Origin of the sequence: Pseudomonas sp. TWR3-1-1 (assembly GCF_049896545.1) — a bacterium.
Lineage (GTDB): Bacteria > Pseudomonadota > Gammaproteobacteria > Pseudomonadales > Pseudomonadaceae > Aquipseudomonas > Aquipseudomonas weihenstephanensis.
In genome coordinates, this window is sequence record NZ_JAFCUO010000004.1 from 130,910 (window position 1) to 148,557 (window position 17,648).

Consider the following 17,648-nt stretch of genomic DNA (forward strand, 5'->3'; position numbering starts at 1 on the left):
TTACATTTCTGTGCGACAGATCGCATTTGAGGGGCTGCCTGCGCGACGATGGGGTGTTAGTTTGGAAAAGTTTTGTAGCAACTTAACCACCTACTCACTCATTACCTGCAAAGGAATGCCCATCGCAATGGATTTCTCCCTGAAAAAACTGGCTGCGGCCACCTTGGTACTGGCGGCCTTGTCCTCGTTCACCAGCGTCGCCAACGCCAACATCACCCCGCAACAAAGCGCGGCGATTTTGAAAAGCTTCAATGACGCTTCGATCAACGACTTCAGGCAGTTCGTGACTGTCCTGAGCAAAAGCGAGCTGGCGAAAACCGATAACCTCGGCGCGACCCTCGACGCTTTTCTCGCCAACAAGCCGCTTAACGCTGAACAGCAAAACGAGATTCATCGCCTGCTGGGCTTGTATACGCGCGTGAAGTACGGCAAGGCCGCAACCGAAACGCTGCGTGAATTGGTGGCCATCCCCACCGTGACGGTCGAGGGCGTGGCGCAACATGAAAACCCTGAGTTCATCAAAATCGCCGACAAGATCAAAAGCCTGGCCGAGAGTTTTGGCCTGAAGTTTCGCAACGTCGATAACCGCGTCTATGAGATCTCCCTCGACGGCAGCGGCGATGAAGTGGTGGGCATTCACGCCCATGCCGATGTGGTACCCGTCACCCCTGAAAACTGGGTGCTCAAAGACGGCACACGCCTTGATCCGTTCAAGGTCACGCTGATCGGTGACCGCATGTACGGCCGCGGCACAGAAGATGACAAGAACGGTATCGTGGTCACCCTTTACGCCATGAAGGTGATCAAAGAAGAAAAACTGCCGCTGGCGCGCAACTTCAAGCTGTTGGTCGATACCACCGAAGAAACTTCGGGCGACGCCATGCCGTACTACTTCGAGCATAACCCGACGCCCCAGTACAACTTGGCGCTGGACGGTGGCTACCCGGTGGTGATTGCAGAAAAGGGCTACGGCACCGTCATGGCCAACTTCGCTCGCCGCGACGGTTTGGGCCAGGGTGCTGAAATCATCTCGTTGACGGGCGGCATGGCCACCAACCAGATTCCATCGACTTCGGTGGCCACCTTGGTGACGGACAAACCGGCCGAATTGGCTGGCGAGTTGAACAAAGCCGGGGCCGAGTATGTCAAGCGCAATGGCGGTGACTTCGAGGTAAACGCCAAGGTCGTCGGCAAGGACGTGCTCCTGACCGTCACAGGCGTATCCGCCCACTCGTCCGAGCCTGAATCGGGGATCAACCCTGTCGCGCGCATGCTCGACTTCATTCACGGTCTGAACGGCAAAGTCGCGCTCAAGTCCAACCACATTACCGACGCTGCGCGTTATGCGTCCGAAAATTGGGGGCTGGATTACACCGGCGAAAAACTCGGCGTCGGGTTCAAGGATGCCTTCATGGGGCCGTTGACCACCTCGCTGACGTATGTCGGCCTGGATGACAAAGGCTTGAAACTGGCGGTTAACCTGCGCGTGCCAAAAGGCAAGTCACCCGAGGTGCTGAAGAAAGAGATCGCCGACAAACTCGGCGCCTGGAGCGCCAGCACGAAAACCCCGGTGACCTTCGATTACACCATCGCTGAGCCGATGTATCGCAACCCTGAAGGTGAGTGGGTCAAGGCGCTGCTGGCCGTCGCCACCGAAAACCTGGGCCTGGAGCATAAGTTCGAGTCGTCGGCAGGCGCGACCTCGGTGCACGACCTGCCCAACGGCGTGCAATTTGGCCTGGCCATGCCTAACGTCAAATACACCGGGCACACTGACAACGAGTTCAAGACTGTTGAGCAGTTCATGCTGGACCTGCAAATCGTCACCGAAATGATGGGCCGTATCGGGCAGTTGCCTAACCTGTAAACGCAAAGAAGGCCCGCCACGGCATGAGGATCAACCCATTGCCCTGGCGGGCCCTGTCATCAGCAACCGCTCAACGCCACCTGTGGACGCTCGCCGGCAAAGAAAAACGGACGCAGGCGCACACCCACGCTGTTGCCGATAAATGCCGCCACTAGCCACGCCCAGCCATGCAGGCTGCCCGAGGCGATGCCACTGAAATACGCGCCAATGTTGCAACCGTAGGCCATACGCGACCCATACCCCAGCAACAGCCCCCCGATGACAGCCGCCAACAGCGAACGCGCCGGGATTTTCAGGCTGGGTGCGAATCGCCCTGCCAGTCCAGCCGCCATTAAAGCGCCCAGAATGATGCCGACGTTCATCACGCTGGTGACGTCTTGCCACACGGGGGCGGCCAGCGCCTTGGCATTGCCGGGGATCTGCCAGAACCCCCAACTGCTGACATCGACACCCAGCGCAGTGACCGCTTTGGCCCCCCACAATGCGAACGCCGAGGTGATGCCCCACGGCCGCCCGGCCAGCGCCAGCGTGGCGTAATTGAGCAGCGCTAACCCAATCGCCCCCCAGACCAAGGGCCACGGCCCGCGCAAGAAGCGGCGTAGCCCCGGCTGCTGGCTGGCCACCGGGGCTTCAAGTGCACCATGACGACGCTTTTCCAGGTGTACCGTGACCGCCGCAATCAAGGCAAAGACGGCCAGGCTCACGAGCAATGCGGGCACGACCCCAAAGCTTTTGACGATGGAGGTGGCCGGGAACGACGGCAGTGAAAACCACCAGTCAACGTGATGCGTGGCGATCAATGAGCCGCAGATAAAAAACAACAATGTCACCAGCATGCGCGCATTACCGCCACCGACCGTGAACAGCGTACCCGATGCGCAGCCCCCGCCCAGTTGCATGCCGATACCGAAAATAAACGCCCCCACCACCACCGACACCCCGATGGGCGCGACCAATCCGACCACCGGCTGACCGAACAACGTCCCCGCAGCCAGTGCCGGGAAAAACAACACCACCGCCACCGCCAGCATCACCATTTGCGCACGCAAACCGGCGCCACGCCGATCATTGATAAACACCCGCCAGGCCGAGGTAAAACCGAAAGCCGCGTGATAAAGCGTCAGCCCTAGCGCCGCCCCGACCATCAGCAATAACACTTGACGTGAGCCGACGCTGTTTTGCAAAAACACGGCCCCCAGCAAAAGCAAAATAAAAGCCACCAGCGGCGCAACCGCCGTGCGCGCCGGGGTCATAGAGAGGGAACGGCTCATGAGGTATCTCGGTTCGTTTGAATAAGGTTAATTGCGTTGGCGGCCAGTATAAGCCTGAGGGCGGGCTCATTGCCGTGCAAATGCATCGCCTGGGCAAAACGCATGTGCGTCCAGTACCTGCACGCCGATTAGTGACTAAACTGATACAAATCATGTAGGAAGCGCGCTCTGAACTTGTAGTCACTGGCGCAGACTGCGATAAGGTGCGCCGGAAATCCGGGTTAAACCCTCAGCAAGACCTTCGCCACCGAACGCAGCGTTCAGTGGCGGCTAAAAAGACGAATCAGGCAACGTTGTCGTCGCCATCGGTTCAATTAACACCCTCAGGAATTATCAATATGTGCGTGGTTATTGCATGAAGTGGCTCAAGGGCATATTGCTGGGCACCGCCCTGCTTGCAGTGGGCGCGGTTGGGCTAGGGTTGTTTTACTTTCTGCCCCAACACGATGTGGTGATGGTCACGGGCGTGGAAGTCAAACGGGTCGATCACAACGGCGTGATCAACGCAGAAAACCCCGCTGACGGCCCGACCCGGGATGTTTACTTCATCAACACTGAAGACCCGGTCACCAAAGAGGTGATGGTGTATCGCAATGAGGACACGGGCTGGTCCTTTCCGTGGTATTTCAAGTTCGACTCAGCTGACATCCAGGCCAAGGCTCAAGGGTATTCGCGCGATGCCAACCAACTGGCGTTGATTCGTTACTACGGCTGGCGCATCAAGATTTTCTCGGTGTTCCCCAACATCACTGCAATCGAAGCCACCAACAGCCGCGCTGAACCCTTCCCCTGGTTCAATACAGTGTTCTTCAGCGTGCTGGCGCTGGTCCTGATTTGCCTGGCGGTCTTTATCAAGCGCCGCCTGAAGCGTCGTCCGCAAATGCTGGCCAATTGATCCATGCGCCCCTGACCGGGGCGCCCCTCCCCGCTGTGAGGCGACCTTTGAGTGGCCAGGCACTACTCAAGCGCCCACAGTGGATTACCAGCCATCAAGGCCGTGGCCCAGTCTGAAAAAGCCCGCACCCTCACCGATAAATCACGGGTCGGGGGGTACACCAGGGAGACGGGCAGGCTTTCCATGTGCCAGTCGGGTAACACTTCTACCAAGCTGCCACCTTGCAGGTGCATCGCGGCTTCGGCCCGCGGCACAAATGCCACGCCCAGTCCGGCCACCGTTGCCGCGGTCGCAGTCCCGCCATTGTTGAAATACATCGTCGGCAGTTGATCGAGAATGAATTGCTCGTTACCGCGCGTGAGTGTTGGCAGATGACGCCTGTTGGTGGCCGGAAACTTGAATCCCAGGTGTGTGTGCCCAGCAAGATCAGCGGGCCTTGCAATCACGGTGGTCGCCGCCAGGTACGCGGGTGAAGCACATAAGCAGTAGCGCATCAGCCCAACAGGTCGGCAAATCAGATTCTGGTCCGACACCTGACCGACCCGGATGGCGCAATCCACGCCCTCTTCGACCAGGTCCACAATGCGTTCGTCGCAACTGATTTCCAGGTGTATCTGCGGGAAGCAGGACGCGAAATCCGGCAGCGAGGGACCGATCAATAAACTGCCCACCGGTGACGGCATTTCGATTTTTACGTGCCCGCGTATGGCGTTGCGGCTTCTCGAAACAGACGCTTCAAGCTCGTTCACATCTTCCAGCACTGCGCGGGCGCGCCGGTAGTAAGCCGTGCCTTCAGCGGTGGCTGACACCTTGCGCGTGGTGCGATGCAGCAGCTTGACGCCCAATAAATGTTCGAGCGCCTGAACCTGACCCGAGACCGTGGTCTTGGCTAAATTCAGCGACTGCGCTGCACGGCTAAAGCTGCCTACCTCGACGATTCGACAGAACGCTCGCATTGCTTCCAATCGATCAAATGCCATTGTCCGAATTTCCGTAAAAACAAAACGTATGGACCCGGTTTATCCGCAGAGGATTTTTTTCTATAGTCCCTCCACCGCTCGATACAGCACTCTCTAAAACCGGGTAATTGCAACCGTGTCTTCGGTACGCGAACCCACTTATATAGAGCGCCCCGCCCTCTGGGTCAATGCAGATTTCGTTCACGCGCACGCATAACTCCACGCCTGACATTCAACCCATGTTTATTGAACACGAGGACAATGTTACCCGCCTATTGAATTGTTAACTGAGTATTAACTTACCTTTCAAACACTGAATTTAATTTAGCGCATCGTCGTGCGCGCCCGTTGAGAGTTCATCATGAAAACTTCATTTAAATTAGTAGCACTCCTTATGTTCACCCTGCCTCTTTTTGCCCACGCCTCCGACGGTGCAGAAGCACTCCAACGTTTTAACGAGCGAAACAGAGCCATGTTTGCTCAACAAGCAAACGCTATTGAAGCGCGTAAACAAAAAGAACTTCAGCGTGCTGAGCGCGAGAAAGAGTCGGTGGCTGCCAGCGCCGTACAGAAGGATCAAAAACCTGCTAATTGAACATTCGCTTTGCCCATTAATGCCCTTCATAAGGATGATCCTGTGCGCGTTCGATTAGTCGCCGTTACTGGAATGATCACCACTGCACTGCTGATCAGTGGTTGCAACAAAAAGCCCGACCCGGCATCGACCAGCCCCGCACCGTCGGTCGAGGTGGCTCGCGTCACCCAACAGGCGGTTAAAACGTGGGACAGCTTCAATGGCCGGGTCAGCGCCACAGACACGGTGTCGATACTCCCCCGTGTAGGCGGCTATATCACCCGGGTGGCTTACCGCGAAGGGAGCGAAGTGAAGAAGGGAGACCTGCTCTTCGTCATTGACCAGCGGCCCTATCGCACCGCATTGGACAGTGCACGGGCACAGCTGGAGCGTGCCCGCGCATCGCTTGCACTCGCCAGCCAGCAAGACCTGCGCGCGCAACAACTGCTCAAGAGCAGTGCTGTTTCCAAAGAGGAGGCGGAGCAGAAACGGGCGGCCCGTGACCAGAGCCTGGCCGATGTGCACACCGCCGAATCGGCTGTCGCCGCTGCCACGCTTAACCTTGAGTTCACCGAAGTGCGTTCCCCTATCAATGGGCGCACCGGCCGCGCGCAGTTGACGCTGGGTAACCTGGCGGTTGCCGATCAATCGGAACTGACCTCTGTGGTCTCGCAAAATCCGGTCTATGTGTATTTCGACCCGGACGAGCACAGTTACCTTAATTATCTGAAGACACTTAAAACCGTTTCAGGCACCTCTGTGCGCATTGGCCTGGCCAATGATGAAACGCTTCCTTATGTGGGCGAACTGAACTTCCTCGACAATCAAGTCAATGCCACCACCGGTACTGTCCGCGCGCGCGCGACGGTCGACAACAGCGAACGCCTGCTCACGCCCGGCCTGTATGCAAAAGTTCAATTATCCGTGGGCGATCCGGCACCGGCGATACTTGTACCAGACCGGGCCATCTTGACCGATCAGGACAAACATTATGTGTATGTTTTAAGTGCCGATAACACGGCGCAAAAACGTTATATCGAAACCGGCCAACTCATCGATAAACAACGCGTCATTACGTCGGGCCTGGAACGCAACAACACGATCATCGTGTCGGGCTTGCACGCACTTCATGCCGATGGAACTGCGGTAACGCCGCAGGTTGCTGCGCCGGGTAACACTGACGTTCAAGTGCCCCGCCTTGTGCAAAACGAACACTAATCGCCAAAGGCTCCTGTTATGGACTTTTCCAAGTTTTTTATCGACAGACCCATCTTTGCGATTGTGTTGTCGATCATTATTTTCGCTGCGGGCTTAGTGGCAATACCCCTGCTGCCGGTGGGTGAATACCCCGAAGTGGTGCCCGCCACTGTCGTGGTGAAAGCGACGTATCCGGGTGCCAACCCCAAGGAAATCGCTGAATCGGTCGCGGTCCCTCTTGAAGAGGCGATCAATGGCGTCGAAGACATGATCTACATGAAGTCCGTCGCCAGCTCCAACGGCTCGCTTCAAGTGGTCGTGACCTTCAACGCCAAGGTCGACCCCGACACCGCAGCCGTGCGCGTGCAGAACCGGGTCAGCCAGGCCCTGTCGCGCTTGCCTGAATCGGTGCGTCAGTACGGGGTGACCACGCAAAAGCAGTCGCCGACACCCTTGATGTTTGTAGACATGTTCTCCAGCAATGATCAGTTCGATGCGCTCTACCTGCGCAATTATCTGCGTTTGCATGTGAAAGACGAGCTGTCGCGCATTCCCGGGATCGGTGATGTCATTTTGTATGGCGCGGGCGACTACGCGATGCGCGTCTGGCTCGACCCCAACAAGCTGGCTTCACGCGGGATCAGCGCTGAAGACGCGATTAGCGCGATTCGTCAGCAGAACGTGCAGGTCTCGGCCGGTCAATTGGGTGCAGAACCAGCCCCACAGAACAATGAGTTTCTGATCTCGATCAACGTACAGGGACGACTCAAAACCGAGCAAGAATTTGGCGACATCATCCTCAAGACCGGCAGCGACGGGCAAGTCACGCGCCTCTCGCACGTGGCGCGGGTGCAACTGGACGCCGACGATTACACGCTGCGGGTGTTCCGTGGCAAAAACCCGGAAGTTGCGGTGGGTATTTTCCTCACCCCCGGCGCCAATGCCATCGAGGTGGCCAACGCGGTCTATGCCAAGCTCGATCACCTGTCCAAGGACTTCCCCGAAGGCGTGAGCTACGTCAGCGTCTGGGACCCGACCGTGTTTGTGCGTGAGTCCATCAACTCAGTGCAGCACACCTTGCTCGAAGCGATGGTGCTGATTGTGTTGGTGGTGGTGCTGTTCCTGCAGACCTGGCGGGCCTCGATCATTCCGTTGCTTGCGGTGCCGGTGTCTATCGTCGGGACCTTCGCCTTTCTCTACCTGCTGGGTTATTCAATCAATACCTTGACCCTGTTTGGCCTGGTGCTGGCGATTGGCATCGTGGTGGACGACGCCATCGTGGTGGTGGAAAACGTCGAACGCAATATCGAGCTGGGTTTCACCCCGTTGCACGCAGCGCATCAGGCGATGCGCGAGGTTTCGGGGCCGATCATGGCCATCGGTCTGGTGCTGTGCGCCGTGTTTATCCCGATGGCGTTCATGAGTGGCGTTACGGGGCAGTTCTACAAGCAGTTCGCCGTTACCATCGCGATTTCGACAGTGATTTCGACGATTAACTCACTGACCCTGTCGCCAGCACTGGCAGCCAAACTGCTACGTGCGCACTCCTCGGCGCCTGACCGCCTGACCCGCTGGATGAACCATGCGCTGGGTTGGCTACTGCGCCCGTTCAACCGGTTTTTCAACCGCAGCGCTGAGCGCTATGAGGGCAGCATCGCCCGCCTCCTGCCACGGCGCGGCATGGTGTTCGTGGTCTATGCCGTGTTGCTGGGCGCGACCGGCCTGTTGTTTAACACCCTGCCCAGCGGCTTTATTCCTAATCAGGACAAACTTTACCTGTTCGCAGGCGCCACGCTGCCACCCGGCGCGTCGCTGGCCCGGTCCGAGGCTGTCGCCCGTGAAATGTCGGCGATTGCCTCGACCGTCGAGGGCGTGGACTTTGCCAACTCTTATGTCGGCCTGAATGCGTTGCAGAGCACCACAACGCCCAATCTGGTGACCTCCTACATCCTGCTCAAGCCGTTCTCCGAGCGTTCACGCAGTGCCGAGCAGATCAACGCCGAGCTCAACCGCAAGTTCGCCGCCATCAAGGACGGTGCCGCCTACGCGCTGATGCCCCCGCCGATTCAGGGGTTGGGTAACGGCTCAGGCTACTCGCTGTATTTGACTGACCGCGGCGGGCTGGGTTACGCCGCCTTGCAGCAAGCGCTGACAGCGTTTCAGGCGCAAGTGGCGAGCACGCCGGGCATGACATTTCCGGTCAGCTCTTATCAGTCCGACATTCCGCAACTGGAGGTCAAGCTGGACCGCACCAAGGCTCAAGCTCAAGGGGTTGAGCTGACGGCGGTGTTCGATACCTTGCAGACGTATCTGGGTTCGGTTTATGTCAATGACTTCAACCTGCTGGGGCGTGTGTACCGGGTTATTGCACAGGCCGACACGGGCTTCAGGCAGAGCGCTGCGGATATCGGCAACCTGCGGGTGCGCAACGCGCACGGTGAAATGGTGCCGCTCAGCGCGATGGTCGACATTGTTTCAAGCTTCGGCCCCGACCCGGTCATGCGCTACAACGGTTACCCGGCGGCCGACCTGATTGGCGATGCCGATCCACGTGTGCTGTCTTCGGGCCAAGTGCTCAAAATACTTGAAGACATCGCCGCGCGTACGCTGCCCCGCGGGATCGAACTGGAGTGGACAGACCTGAGCTACCAACAGGTTACCCAGAGCAATAGCGCAATCATTGTGTTCCCGATTGCCGTGATTCTGGCGTTCCTGGTGCTGGCGGCCCTGTATGAAAGCTGGACGTTGCCATTGGCGGTGATTCTGATCGTGCCCGTGTGCATGTTTGCGGCCTTGAGCGGCGTGTGGCTGGCCGGGGGCGACAACAATGTGTTCGTACAGGTAGGACTGGTGGTGCTCATGGGCCTGGCGTGCAAAAACGCCATTTTGATCGTTGAGTTCGCACGCGAGCTGGAGATGCAAGGCCGCAGCACGCTGCAAGCCGCACTGGAAGCCTGTCGTCTACGCCTGCGCCCAATCGTGATGACCTCGGTCGCCTTTATCGCCGGTGTAGTGCCGCTGCTGATCGGCTCGGGGGCAGGCAGTGAAGTGCGACATGCCACAGGCGTAACCGTGTTTTTCGGGATGCTTGGGGTCACCCTCTTCGGCCTGTTCCTGACGCCGGTGTTCTACGTGGTGTTGAGAAAGCTGGGCGCCACCGTCCCTGACCATCCTTCGAGCCTGTCACCTCATGCCGCGGAGGCCCTGCACCATGATTAAGCTAAAACACTGGCCCCTGCCGCTGCTGGCGGCCATTTTGCAAGGCTGCACCGTCGGGCCGGATTTTCATCGCCCACAAACGCCCGACCTGCCCGCCAGTTTCACCCACGCCGGGAGTCGCAAGGTGGCGCCATTGCATGTGAGCGCTGCTGACGATGAGTTCTGGAAGCGCTTTGCTGATCCACAGCTCAGTTCGCTGGTGAAGGCTGCGCTGACCACCAACCATGACCTGCAAACGGCGCTGGCCAACTACGACGCGGCGAACGCGCTGCTGCGCCTCGCCAGGTTCGATCAGATCCCGACCGTGACAATGTCCGCACAGGCGGGACGCCAGCGCTCAAGCACTGATCAGGCAAATGGCGCTGCCCGCAGCCATGCGGTGTATGGCAACAGCGCTTCGTTGAATTGGGAGCTGGACCTGGTCGGACGGGTACGCCGTTCGGTGGAGTCGCACCGTGCCGAAACACAGGCCAGGGCCAGTGATCTGCACGCCATGCAGGTGGCCGTGGTCAGTCAGGTGGCGTCCACCTACATCGACCTGCGCGCCGCGCAGAAAATGCTCGGCCTGTCCAACGCCAATGCCGACAGCCAACGGCAAACGCTTGAGGTAGTGCAAGGTCGACTGAACGCTGGGCGCGGGTCGAGTTACGAGCTGTCCAGAGCACAGGCGCAGCTCGACATCACTGTGTCGCGCATCCCGCAACTTGAAGCACGCGTGGCGGTAGACAGGCACCGGCTGGCGGTACTTGCAGGGCTGACGCCGACAGCACTGGATGCACGCCTGCAAAAGGACACCGGCATGCCCGCAGTGCCCGATAATCTGGACCCCGGTACGCCCGCCGACCTCCTGCGGCGGCGGCCGGATGTCGCCTCGGCCGAGTATCAGTTGCATGCAGCCACTGCGCGAGTTGGCGTGGCCACGGCCGATCTGTTTCCACGGGTCAGCCTGGGCGCAGCAATCGGCACCTTCGCGTTCAGCGGTGGCGGCCTTTACGCCGCCAGCGGGGAGTCGAATCTGGCGTTGCTGGGCGTTGACTGGTCGTTTCTGGACGTTGGCCGGGTCAAGAGCCGCATTGCGGCCTCCGATGCCGAAGCATCAGCCGGGCTGGCAAGGTATCAACAAACCGTGCTGAAGGCCCTGGAGGACGTCGAGAACGCGCTGGTCCGTTTTGCCAGAAGCAAGGATGAAAATGCTCGAGTGGCGAGTGCGGCGAACGAACTGGAAAATGCCGCAACCATTGCCCGCACCAGGTATCAGGCCGGTGCCATTGAGTTATTCGAACTGCTGGATGTTCAGCGTGCGTTATACAGCGCGCAAATCGCGCAAGCCGATAGCCAGGCCAGGAGCACAGCAAGTGCGGTGGATCTGTATGCGTCACTCGCCGGAGGCTGGCCACAGTACGCTGTGCAGCCATCAGGACAGGTGCAATAACCGTGTCATGACCAAAAAGACTTTCCCGGGGGGGCATGCCGCCACCCCGGGACAGGCCCAAACGCAGGTCAACTTCAACATTCGAGGACATCTAAATGAACATTCTCCCGCTCGCGGCCACGCTGTTAGGCAGCGTATTTTTGGCAGCTGCCGCACCTGCCAGTGCTCACAGCCAGACCGAAGTCGTAAAGCCCAACTTTGAACGCCAGATTCCAAACATTCCTGGCAAGTCATTGGTTGCTGTCGAGGTCGAGTACGCCCCGGGGGCTGCTTCGCCCGTGCACACCCATGCGGATTCGGCCTTCATCTACGCCTATGTCGTGTCCGGCGCCATTGAGTCCCAAGTCGATGACGGGGCCAAGCACGTCTTCAAGGCCGGTGAAAGCTGGTTTGAAAACCCCGGCGCGCGCCATACGGTAAGCCGTAATGCCAGCAGCACCGAGCCTGCAAAACTGCTGGCGGTGTTTATCGTCGATTCACACGATAAAGCACTCACCACGCCAGAAGCGTCCACAAAAAACCACGTCAAGCCGTGATACCGGATGGCCCTGTCGCGCTATCTGCGCGTCAGGGCCGCCCGATCAATGCGCAAGCTGACGCGCTGCCGCGCTCACTTGGGCAGCATTTTTCCCGCCTCCAATCGCCCTGAGCCTAATCATCAAGCGCCCACAGCGGATCATTGGCCATCAGCGCCGTGACCCAGTCGGTAAAGGCACGCACCCTGGCGGACAGGTGCCGTGTGTAGGGGTACACAATGGAAATCGGCATACTCGCCATCTGCCATTGCGTCAGGACTTCAACCAGCGCGCCACGTTTGAAATGCGGTACGGCTTCTGCCCTGGGAATAAAAGCCACACCCAGGCCTGCCACCGCCGCAGCGACGGTCGCACTGCCATTGTTGAAAAACATCGACGGTGGATGGTCCAGCACGAAGCTTTCATCGCCACGACACAGCGTCGGCACATAGCGCCGGTCGGTGCCGGGGAACTTGAAGCCCAGATGCTTGTGTTGCACCAGGTCTTCGGGCGCGTTGAGCGCAGGTGCGCCAGCCAGGTAAGCGGGAGAGGCGCAGAAGCAAAAACGCATTTGCCCGACAGGACGACATACGTGGTCCTGGTCCACCACCACACCGCCGCGGATCGCACAGTCGACGCCCTCCTGCGTCAGGTCCGACACGCGCTCACTGCAACCGATGTCCAGATGAATATCCGGGAACCTGGCCGCGAAATCGGGCAGTGCAGGCACCACGAGCAGGGTGCCCACCGGGGAAGGCATTTCGATTCGCACCCGGCCGCGCACGATGTTGCGGCTCTGGGAGACGGAGGCTTCCAGCTCGTCAACATCCTCGATCACTGCCCGGGCCCGGCTGTAGTAGGCCGCGCCCTCCGTGGTGGGCGAAACCCTGCGTGTTGTGCGGTGCAGCAGCTTGATGCCGAGCAGACTTTCCAGCGCTTGCACCTGGCCTGAAAGGGTGGTTTTGGCCAGCCCCAAAGACTCAGCAGCGCCACTGAAACTGCCCACTTCAACAATGCGGCAGAACGCTCGCATCGCCTCTAATCGGTCGAGTGCCATTGTACGAAATTCCGTAAGAACAAAACGATTTCAGCCAGTTTATCCGAGAGCATTCAATTCCTACAATGCGCCCATGCCATACACCTGTGGCGATACCTGAAGGAGCATTTCCCATGAGCCAGAAGCGCATTAACTATTACGAAGCAGCCCCTAACGCCATGAAAGCCATGATGGGCCTGGAAAAGGCAGCGTCGCAATCCGTCTTGCCAGCTGCGCTGCGTGAACTGGTGCGCATACGTGCCTCACAAATCAACGGCTGCGCCTACTGCATCGATATGCACACCGCTGATGCGCTGAAGGCGGGTGAAACACCTCGCCGCCTGATGGCCATCAGCGCGTGGAAAGAGACACCCTTCTTCGACGCTCGCGAGCGTGCTGCCTTGCTCTGGACTGAAACACTGACGCTGGTCGCCGACAAACACGCACCAGACGATATTTACCAAGAAGTCGCTGCGCAATTTGACGCCCAGGCGCTTAGCGAGCTGACGTTTGTGATTGCCGCGATCAACGCCTGGAACCGCTTCGGCGTCGGCTTCGCCATGCAGCCGCGATAAGGCCCGCCAGCCAGGTTGCAACTCGTGGGCGCAAGGCTGGTGGTTGATAGCCGTGCGCCTGCCCTGTGATGTTTACCACACCTCGATTTACACCCCATTCAGCACGCGTGGAGCGCCATCATGACACTGCGGTTTATCACGCCATTGGCGATAGTCGCCCTGCTCGCCGGGTGCTCGATACCCACTGCGCCTGTGGCGGTCTCAATGGGCGATCATTCTGCTGGTTCGAGCACAGCGGCAATTATTCCCACTGGCAAACAGGTTTCTGTCGGCGTGCTGTATAGCGCAACCACCGACACCAATCGCGCTTATCTGCGGCATTACCAAGCCAATGCAGGCACCGGCTTTGGCCAGAGCCTGCTGGTCCAGTCAATCCACGATGCTTACGTCGCCACGTCAAACCCCGACCTTGCGGTGGACCGGGTAACCACCTCCTTGCAGCGCTACTTTGGCGCTGTGACGGTCTACCCGGATATGCCTAGCCTAAAAGCGGCGAAACCCGATGTGATGGTGGTCGTCGATGCCCGCAGTCAGTTGATGACCTCGCGCAGCTCAGACATTGAGTCAACCGTGAGCACGCTGTTTTACGACCACCACTTCAATTACATCGCCACGGCAACAGGTCACGCTGCAAAGACGCTGCCCCCGATCTGGGCGGGCAACAAGCGCAGTGAAGAGATGGTTACCGAGATTACCGAGCAACAGCAGGTACAGCTCATGGCGTTGCATCGATTTGAGCAGTCTTTGCACGAGGTATTGGCACCTTCGAAAGCGACATCTGAGCCGCTGTCGCTTCGGTTGCCTTAACCCCCCGGCGGGGCAAACACTGAGCGGGCATTGCTGGCCGGGCTGAACACAGCCGTCACCACCAACATCGACACAACAGCCACCACCAGTACCCACCAGGCACTGACAAAGCTGCCTGTCAGTTCACGAAGCCAGCCCGTCAGCCAGGGTGATAGCGCATTAACCAGAAACCCCGCCCCTTGCACGAAGCTGGCTAGCTGCCCCGCCTCGCGCGGCTGGCGGCAATGATCGAGGATCAAAATCAGGCTCAAGGCAAAACAGGCACCCAGACCGAAACCGATCAAGGCCACCCACAGGTGCGGCGAATCAAGCGGCCACATCACCAGCCCGACATAACCCAGCGCCTGTGCGCACAGACTGATTGCCAGCAGTGGGCGCCGGTCAATGCTGCGGTGCGCCAGGGCTGGCATCACCAGGGCGGCGATCACCTGAAACACGGTCATGAACGCCAGCAGCGAGCCGCTGCGTGCCGCGCTCCAGCCCATTTGCACAAAATACGCAGGCAGCCAGGCAACCATGCTCATGTAGCCGCAGTTCACCAGGCCGAAGTACAACGCCAACAGCCACGCCCGGCGTGTGTACCAAGGCCGTGTACCGGCCCCGGCGGCCTCAGGCAGTACGCTGGCACCAAGGGGCAGGCGCCACCACATCACCAGTGCCACCAGCGCCGGAATCAGCCAGATTCCCAACCCGCTTTGCCAATGATTGAAATGAAGCGCCACCCGCGGGCTGACCAGTGCCGCCAATCCCCCGCCTGCCATCAGCGAGGCGCTGTACACGCCCAAAGCCAGGGCAATGCGATGCGGGAACTGGCGCTTGATCAGTACCGGAACCAGAACCTGAATCAACGCCACCCCCGCACCTCCCAACAAGGCCGTGGCCAGCAGGCTTGGGGCGTGCGCCCCATAGAAGCGCCACAGGCATGCGCCCAGAATCAGCGTCAGCCCCAAAGCCACACCATAGCGTTCACCCACACGGGCTTGCACGCGCACCCCGAGCAGCGCCACCAGGCCCATGCAAATCACGGGCAGGCTGGTCAACCAGGCGCTGCTTTGAAAGCTCATGCCGGTGTCGGCACGAATGTCCATCAGCAGCGGGCTGACAGAGCTGAGGATCGGGCGCAGATTCAGGCCCAGCACGACCAGCAACGCCCAATGAGCGAACTCGCGAAAAGCGGCTTTATCCGCCTGCATGACGAGCCTGCCAATCGCGATAAATCTGCTCAATGCCCGGTTGCGCCAGATGCCGTACAGGCAACGTTTGCTCGCACACAGGGTGCGCCAATTGCTGATAGATCGCCTCCGTAGACAGCCCGAACGGTGCGCCCTGCTGGTTAGTGGCGCCAAACACCACCCTGGCGACACCACTCAGGTACATCGCGCTCAAGCACATGGGGCAAGGCTGCCCGCTGGCGTAGATCACGCAATCATGCAGACGCGCACCGAGTTGCTGGCTGGCTGCCCGTATGACCAGCAGCTCTGCGTGGGCGGTAGGGTCCTGAGTGACATGAATTGTGTTCGCTGCTTCAGCCAGTATCTGGTCGTGTTTAACCAGCACGGCGCCAAAAGGCCGGCCACCGCCAGACACGTTTTCGGCGGCCAGTTGCACGGCACGTTGCAGGTAATGCTCATCGTTATGCATAACAACTCCAGGTCGCGTATCAGTTTGCGCCAGCCTCGCGCAGCAACTGTGCGGTAACGTGTTGGCCGCGTTTTTGCGCCTGTTGCAACGGGGTCATGCCCTCGTTGTCAGGCAGGTTCAAATCGGCGCCCGCCTCGATCAGTTGGGTGACGATATGCTGGTGCGCGGGGCCGCCATCGGACAGTACGATGGCTTCCATCAGGCAGGTCCACCCCAGGCGGTTGACATGGTTGAGGTCCACGCCCGCTGCAATCAGCAAGCGCACGGTTTCTACATGACCGCGTTCACAGGCCGGGATCAACGCGGTGCCGCCGTAACGGTTGGTACTCTTCAGATCGGCGCCGTGGGCCAGCGCAAACGCTAGGATTTCATTGTGACCCCTTGCGCCAGCCAGCAAGTAGGGGCTGTCACGGATCAAGTTTTTCTGGTTAACGTTGGCCCCTGCCTCGATTAAGGCCTGAGCAATCGCGATGTGGTTATCGCGTGTTGCAAGCAACAGCGCACTGCTGCCATCCAGTGACGAAACGTTGACATCTGTACCGTCTTCAATCAGTTGCTGCACTGTGTCCAGCTCACCGTTTTTCACCGCGCCAAGCAGTGTGGTGTCATTTGCCATCACGGCTCCCGTCATCAACCACCCCACCACCCACACTGCGTATTTGCCTGTTAGGGAACCCATGCTCACTCCCTCTTATCAATTTCATGAAAAGCCAGTATGGTCACCGCTCCAGGCATTCTGAAATTAAATATAAACATGCCTTTCAGTGGCTTTGTGAATGGCGGTAACGATGTTTGATCCCTTGCTCTTGCGCAGTTTTGTCGCTGTCGTGGATTGCGCTAATTTCACCCGGGCGGCTCAACGCCTGCATCTCACCCAATCCACGGTCAGCCAGCAAATACGACGCTTGGAAGACAGCCTTGGCTGCAAGCTGCTCGACCGCGAACAACGCCGGGTGATGGCCACCCCCGAAGGCGAGCGCCTGCTGGTCTACGCGCGCCGCATTCTGGCCCTGCACGAGGAAGCCCGAGAGGTGCTTGTGGATGTAAAAAGTGAGGGGGTGCTACGCCTGGGTGTACCTGAAGACTTTGCGGCCGAACGCCTGATGCCGATCCTTTCGCGCTTCGGCCGCGAGCACCCCGGTGTCCGCCTGGAAGTCACCAGCGGCTTGGGGCCGGAGCTGATGCGGCTCTACCGTCAGGGCGAGTTTGATTTGCTACTGGTCAAGCAGATGGGGCAAGACGCGGACTGCCTGGCCTCCTGGCCGGAACGCATGTGCTGGGTAGACAGCCGCTCAACCCCTGCCTTGGCGCGTGATCCCTTGCCACTGGTTGTGTTTCCGGTCGGTGGTTTGTATCGCAATGAAATGCTGCATCACTTGGAGATGGGCGGATGGCGCTGGCGCATCAACTACTCAAGTGCCAGTCTGGCCAGTGTCTGTGCAGCGGTGGCTGCGGGGCTGGGCATCAGTTTGCTGCCCGAGCGGGTCATCCGGGCAGACCATCAGGTACTCGAAGCGAGCTGTGGCCTGCCTGATATTCAAGGGGTATTTCTGGCGCTCTACGGCCTTAACGGACTCAGCCACGCGGGCAATCTGTTGAAGCACCAACTGATAGACCTGTGCCAAGCACTCGCTCAACCCCAATCCGCCTGAACGCTTTT

16 protein-coding genes are annotated in these 17,648 nt (G+C 59.2%); 10 read left to right on the forward strand and 6 right to left on the reverse strand.

Annotated elements, in window-relative coordinates; translation table 11 throughout:
• Window positions 1–127: 127 nt before the first annotated feature.
• The gene (locus ACP7A4_RS11345; RefSeq protein ID WP_426246874.1) at window positions 128–1,867 is read left to right on the forward strand and encodes a dipeptidase; all 1,740 of its coding nucleotides are present in this window, start codon (window positions 128–130) and stop codon (window positions 1,865–1,867) included.
• Window positions 1,868–1,926: 59 nt separating this feature from the next.
• Here ACP7A4_RS11345 and ACP7A4_RS11350 read toward each other — a convergent pair whose 3' ends face one another.
• Window positions 1,927–3,138 carry a YeeE/YedE family protein gene (locus ACP7A4_RS11350; RefSeq protein ID WP_426246876.1) on the reverse strand — a complete coding sequence of 404 codons (1,212 nt, stop codon included), beginning with the start codon at window positions 3,136–3,138 and terminating at the stop codon, window positions 1,927–1,929.
• Between the two features lie 355 nt (window positions 3,139–3,493).
• On the opposite strand from ACP7A4_RS11350, the gene ACP7A4_RS11355 reads away from it, so the two are divergent.
• Window positions 3,494–4,033 (forward strand): DUF1523 family protein, encoded by a 540-nt coding sequence (locus tag ACP7A4_RS11355; protein WP_059762084.1) that lies wholly within the window; start codon window positions 3,494–3,496, stop codon window positions 4,031–4,033.
• Window positions 4,034–4,095: 62 nt separating this feature from the next.
• Here ACP7A4_RS11355 and ACP7A4_RS11360 read toward each other — a convergent pair whose 3' ends face one another.
• Window positions 4,096–5,013 carry a LysR substrate-binding domain-containing protein gene (locus ACP7A4_RS11360; RefSeq protein ID WP_426246878.1) on the reverse strand — a complete coding sequence of 306 codons (918 nt, stop codon included), beginning with the start codon at window positions 5,011–5,013 and terminating at the stop codon, window positions 4,096–4,098.
• Between the two features lie 340 nt (window positions 5,014–5,353).
• Between ACP7A4_RS11360 and ACP7A4_RS11365 the strand changes: the two genes are divergently transcribed.
• From ACP7A4_RS11365 to ACP7A4_RS11385, 5 genes are all read left to right on the forward strand, one after another.
• Complete coding sequence (locus ACP7A4_RS11365; RefSeq protein ID WP_426246880.1) at window positions 5,354–5,587, forward strand: hypothetical protein; 234 nt, start codon at window positions 5,354–5,356, stop codon at window positions 5,585–5,587.
• A gap of 42 nt (window positions 5,588–5,629) precedes the next feature.
• Complete coding sequence (locus ACP7A4_RS11370) at window positions 5,630–6,784, forward strand: efflux RND transporter periplasmic adaptor subunit (protein WP_120752314.1); 1,155 nt, start codon at window positions 5,630–5,632, stop codon at window positions 6,782–6,784.
• Between the two features lie 18 nt (window positions 6,785–6,802).
• Window positions 6,803–9,982: an efflux RND transporter permease subunit gene (locus ACP7A4_RS11375; RefSeq protein WP_426246883.1), complete on the forward strand. Its 3,180-nt coding sequence runs from the start codon at window positions 6,803–6,805 to the stop codon at window positions 9,980–9,982.
• Complete coding sequence (locus tag ACP7A4_RS11380) at window positions 9,975–11,414, forward strand: efflux transporter outer membrane subunit (RefSeq protein WP_426246885.1); 1,440 nt, start codon at window positions 9,975–9,977, stop codon at window positions 11,412–11,414. Before ACP7A4_RS11375 ends, ACP7A4_RS11380 begins: the two co-directional genes overlap by 8 nt.
• A gap of 95 nt (window positions 11,415–11,509) precedes the next feature.
• Window positions 11,510–11,950 carry a cupin domain-containing protein gene (locus tag ACP7A4_RS11385; RefSeq protein WP_059762079.1) on the forward strand — a complete coding sequence of 147 codons (441 nt, stop codon included), beginning with the start codon at window positions 11,510–11,512 and terminating at the stop codon, window positions 11,948–11,950.
• Between the two features lie 115 nt (window positions 11,951–12,065).
• Here the strand turns inward: ACP7A4_RS11385 and ACP7A4_RS11390 are convergent, their stop codons facing one another.
• The gene (locus tag ACP7A4_RS11390) at window positions 12,066–12,986 is read right to left on the reverse strand and encodes a LysR family transcriptional regulator (protein WP_426246887.1); all 921 of its coding nucleotides are present in this window, start codon (window positions 12,984–12,986) and stop codon (window positions 12,066–12,068) included.
• A gap of 113 nt (window positions 12,987–13,099) precedes the next feature.
• Here ACP7A4_RS11390 and ACP7A4_RS11395 point away from each other — a divergent pair, with 113 nt between their 5' ends.
• Both ACP7A4_RS11395 and ACP7A4_RS11400 read left to right on the forward strand, forming a co-directional pair.
• Window positions 13,100–13,540: a carboxymuconolactone decarboxylase family protein gene (locus ACP7A4_RS11395; protein ID WP_059762077.1), complete on the forward strand. Its 441-nt coding sequence runs from the start codon at window positions 13,100–13,102 to the stop codon at window positions 13,538–13,540.
• A gap of 120 nt (window positions 13,541–13,660) precedes the next feature.
• Window positions 13,661–14,347 (forward strand): ATPase, encoded by a 687-nt coding sequence (locus tag ACP7A4_RS11400; RefSeq protein WP_426246889.1) that lies wholly within the window; start codon window positions 13,661–13,663, stop codon window positions 14,345–14,347.
• Here the strand turns inward: ACP7A4_RS11400 and ACP7A4_RS11405 are convergent.
• Genes ACP7A4_RS11405 through ACP7A4_RS11415 form a run of 3 tightly spaced genes read right to left on the reverse strand, consistent with a single transcriptional unit; the run spans window position 14,344 to window position 16,667 of the window.
• Entirely contained in the window at window positions 14,344–15,540 is a 1,197-nt protein-coding gene (locus tag ACP7A4_RS11405) for a CynX/NimT family MFS transporter (RefSeq protein WP_059762075.1), read from the reverse strand. The two genes, ACP7A4_RS11400 and ACP7A4_RS11405, sit on opposite strands and share 4 nt — an antisense overlap.
• On the reverse strand, window positions 15,527–15,988 hold the full coding sequence (locus tag ACP7A4_RS11410) for a nucleoside deaminase (RefSeq protein WP_426246892.1): 462 nt from the start codon (window positions 15,986–15,988) through the stop codon (window positions 15,527–15,529). Before ACP7A4_RS11410 ends, ACP7A4_RS11405 begins: the two co-directional genes overlap by 14 nt.
• Window positions 15,989–16,007: 19 nt before the next feature.
• Window positions 16,008–16,667, reverse strand: coding sequence for an ankyrin repeat domain-containing protein (locus tag ACP7A4_RS11415; protein ID WP_203303506.1), 660 nt, complete (start codon window positions 16,665–16,667; stop codon window positions 16,008–16,010).
• 109 nt (window positions 16,668–16,776) lie between these two features.
• Between ACP7A4_RS11415 and ACP7A4_RS11420 the strand changes: the two genes are divergently transcribed.
• The gene (locus ACP7A4_RS11420) at window positions 16,777–17,640 is read left to right on the forward strand and encodes a LysR family transcriptional regulator (protein ID WP_059762072.1); all 864 of its coding nucleotides are present in this window, start codon (window positions 16,777–16,779) and stop codon (window positions 17,638–17,640) included.
• The last annotated feature ends 8 nt before the right edge of the window (window positions 17,641–17,648 follow it).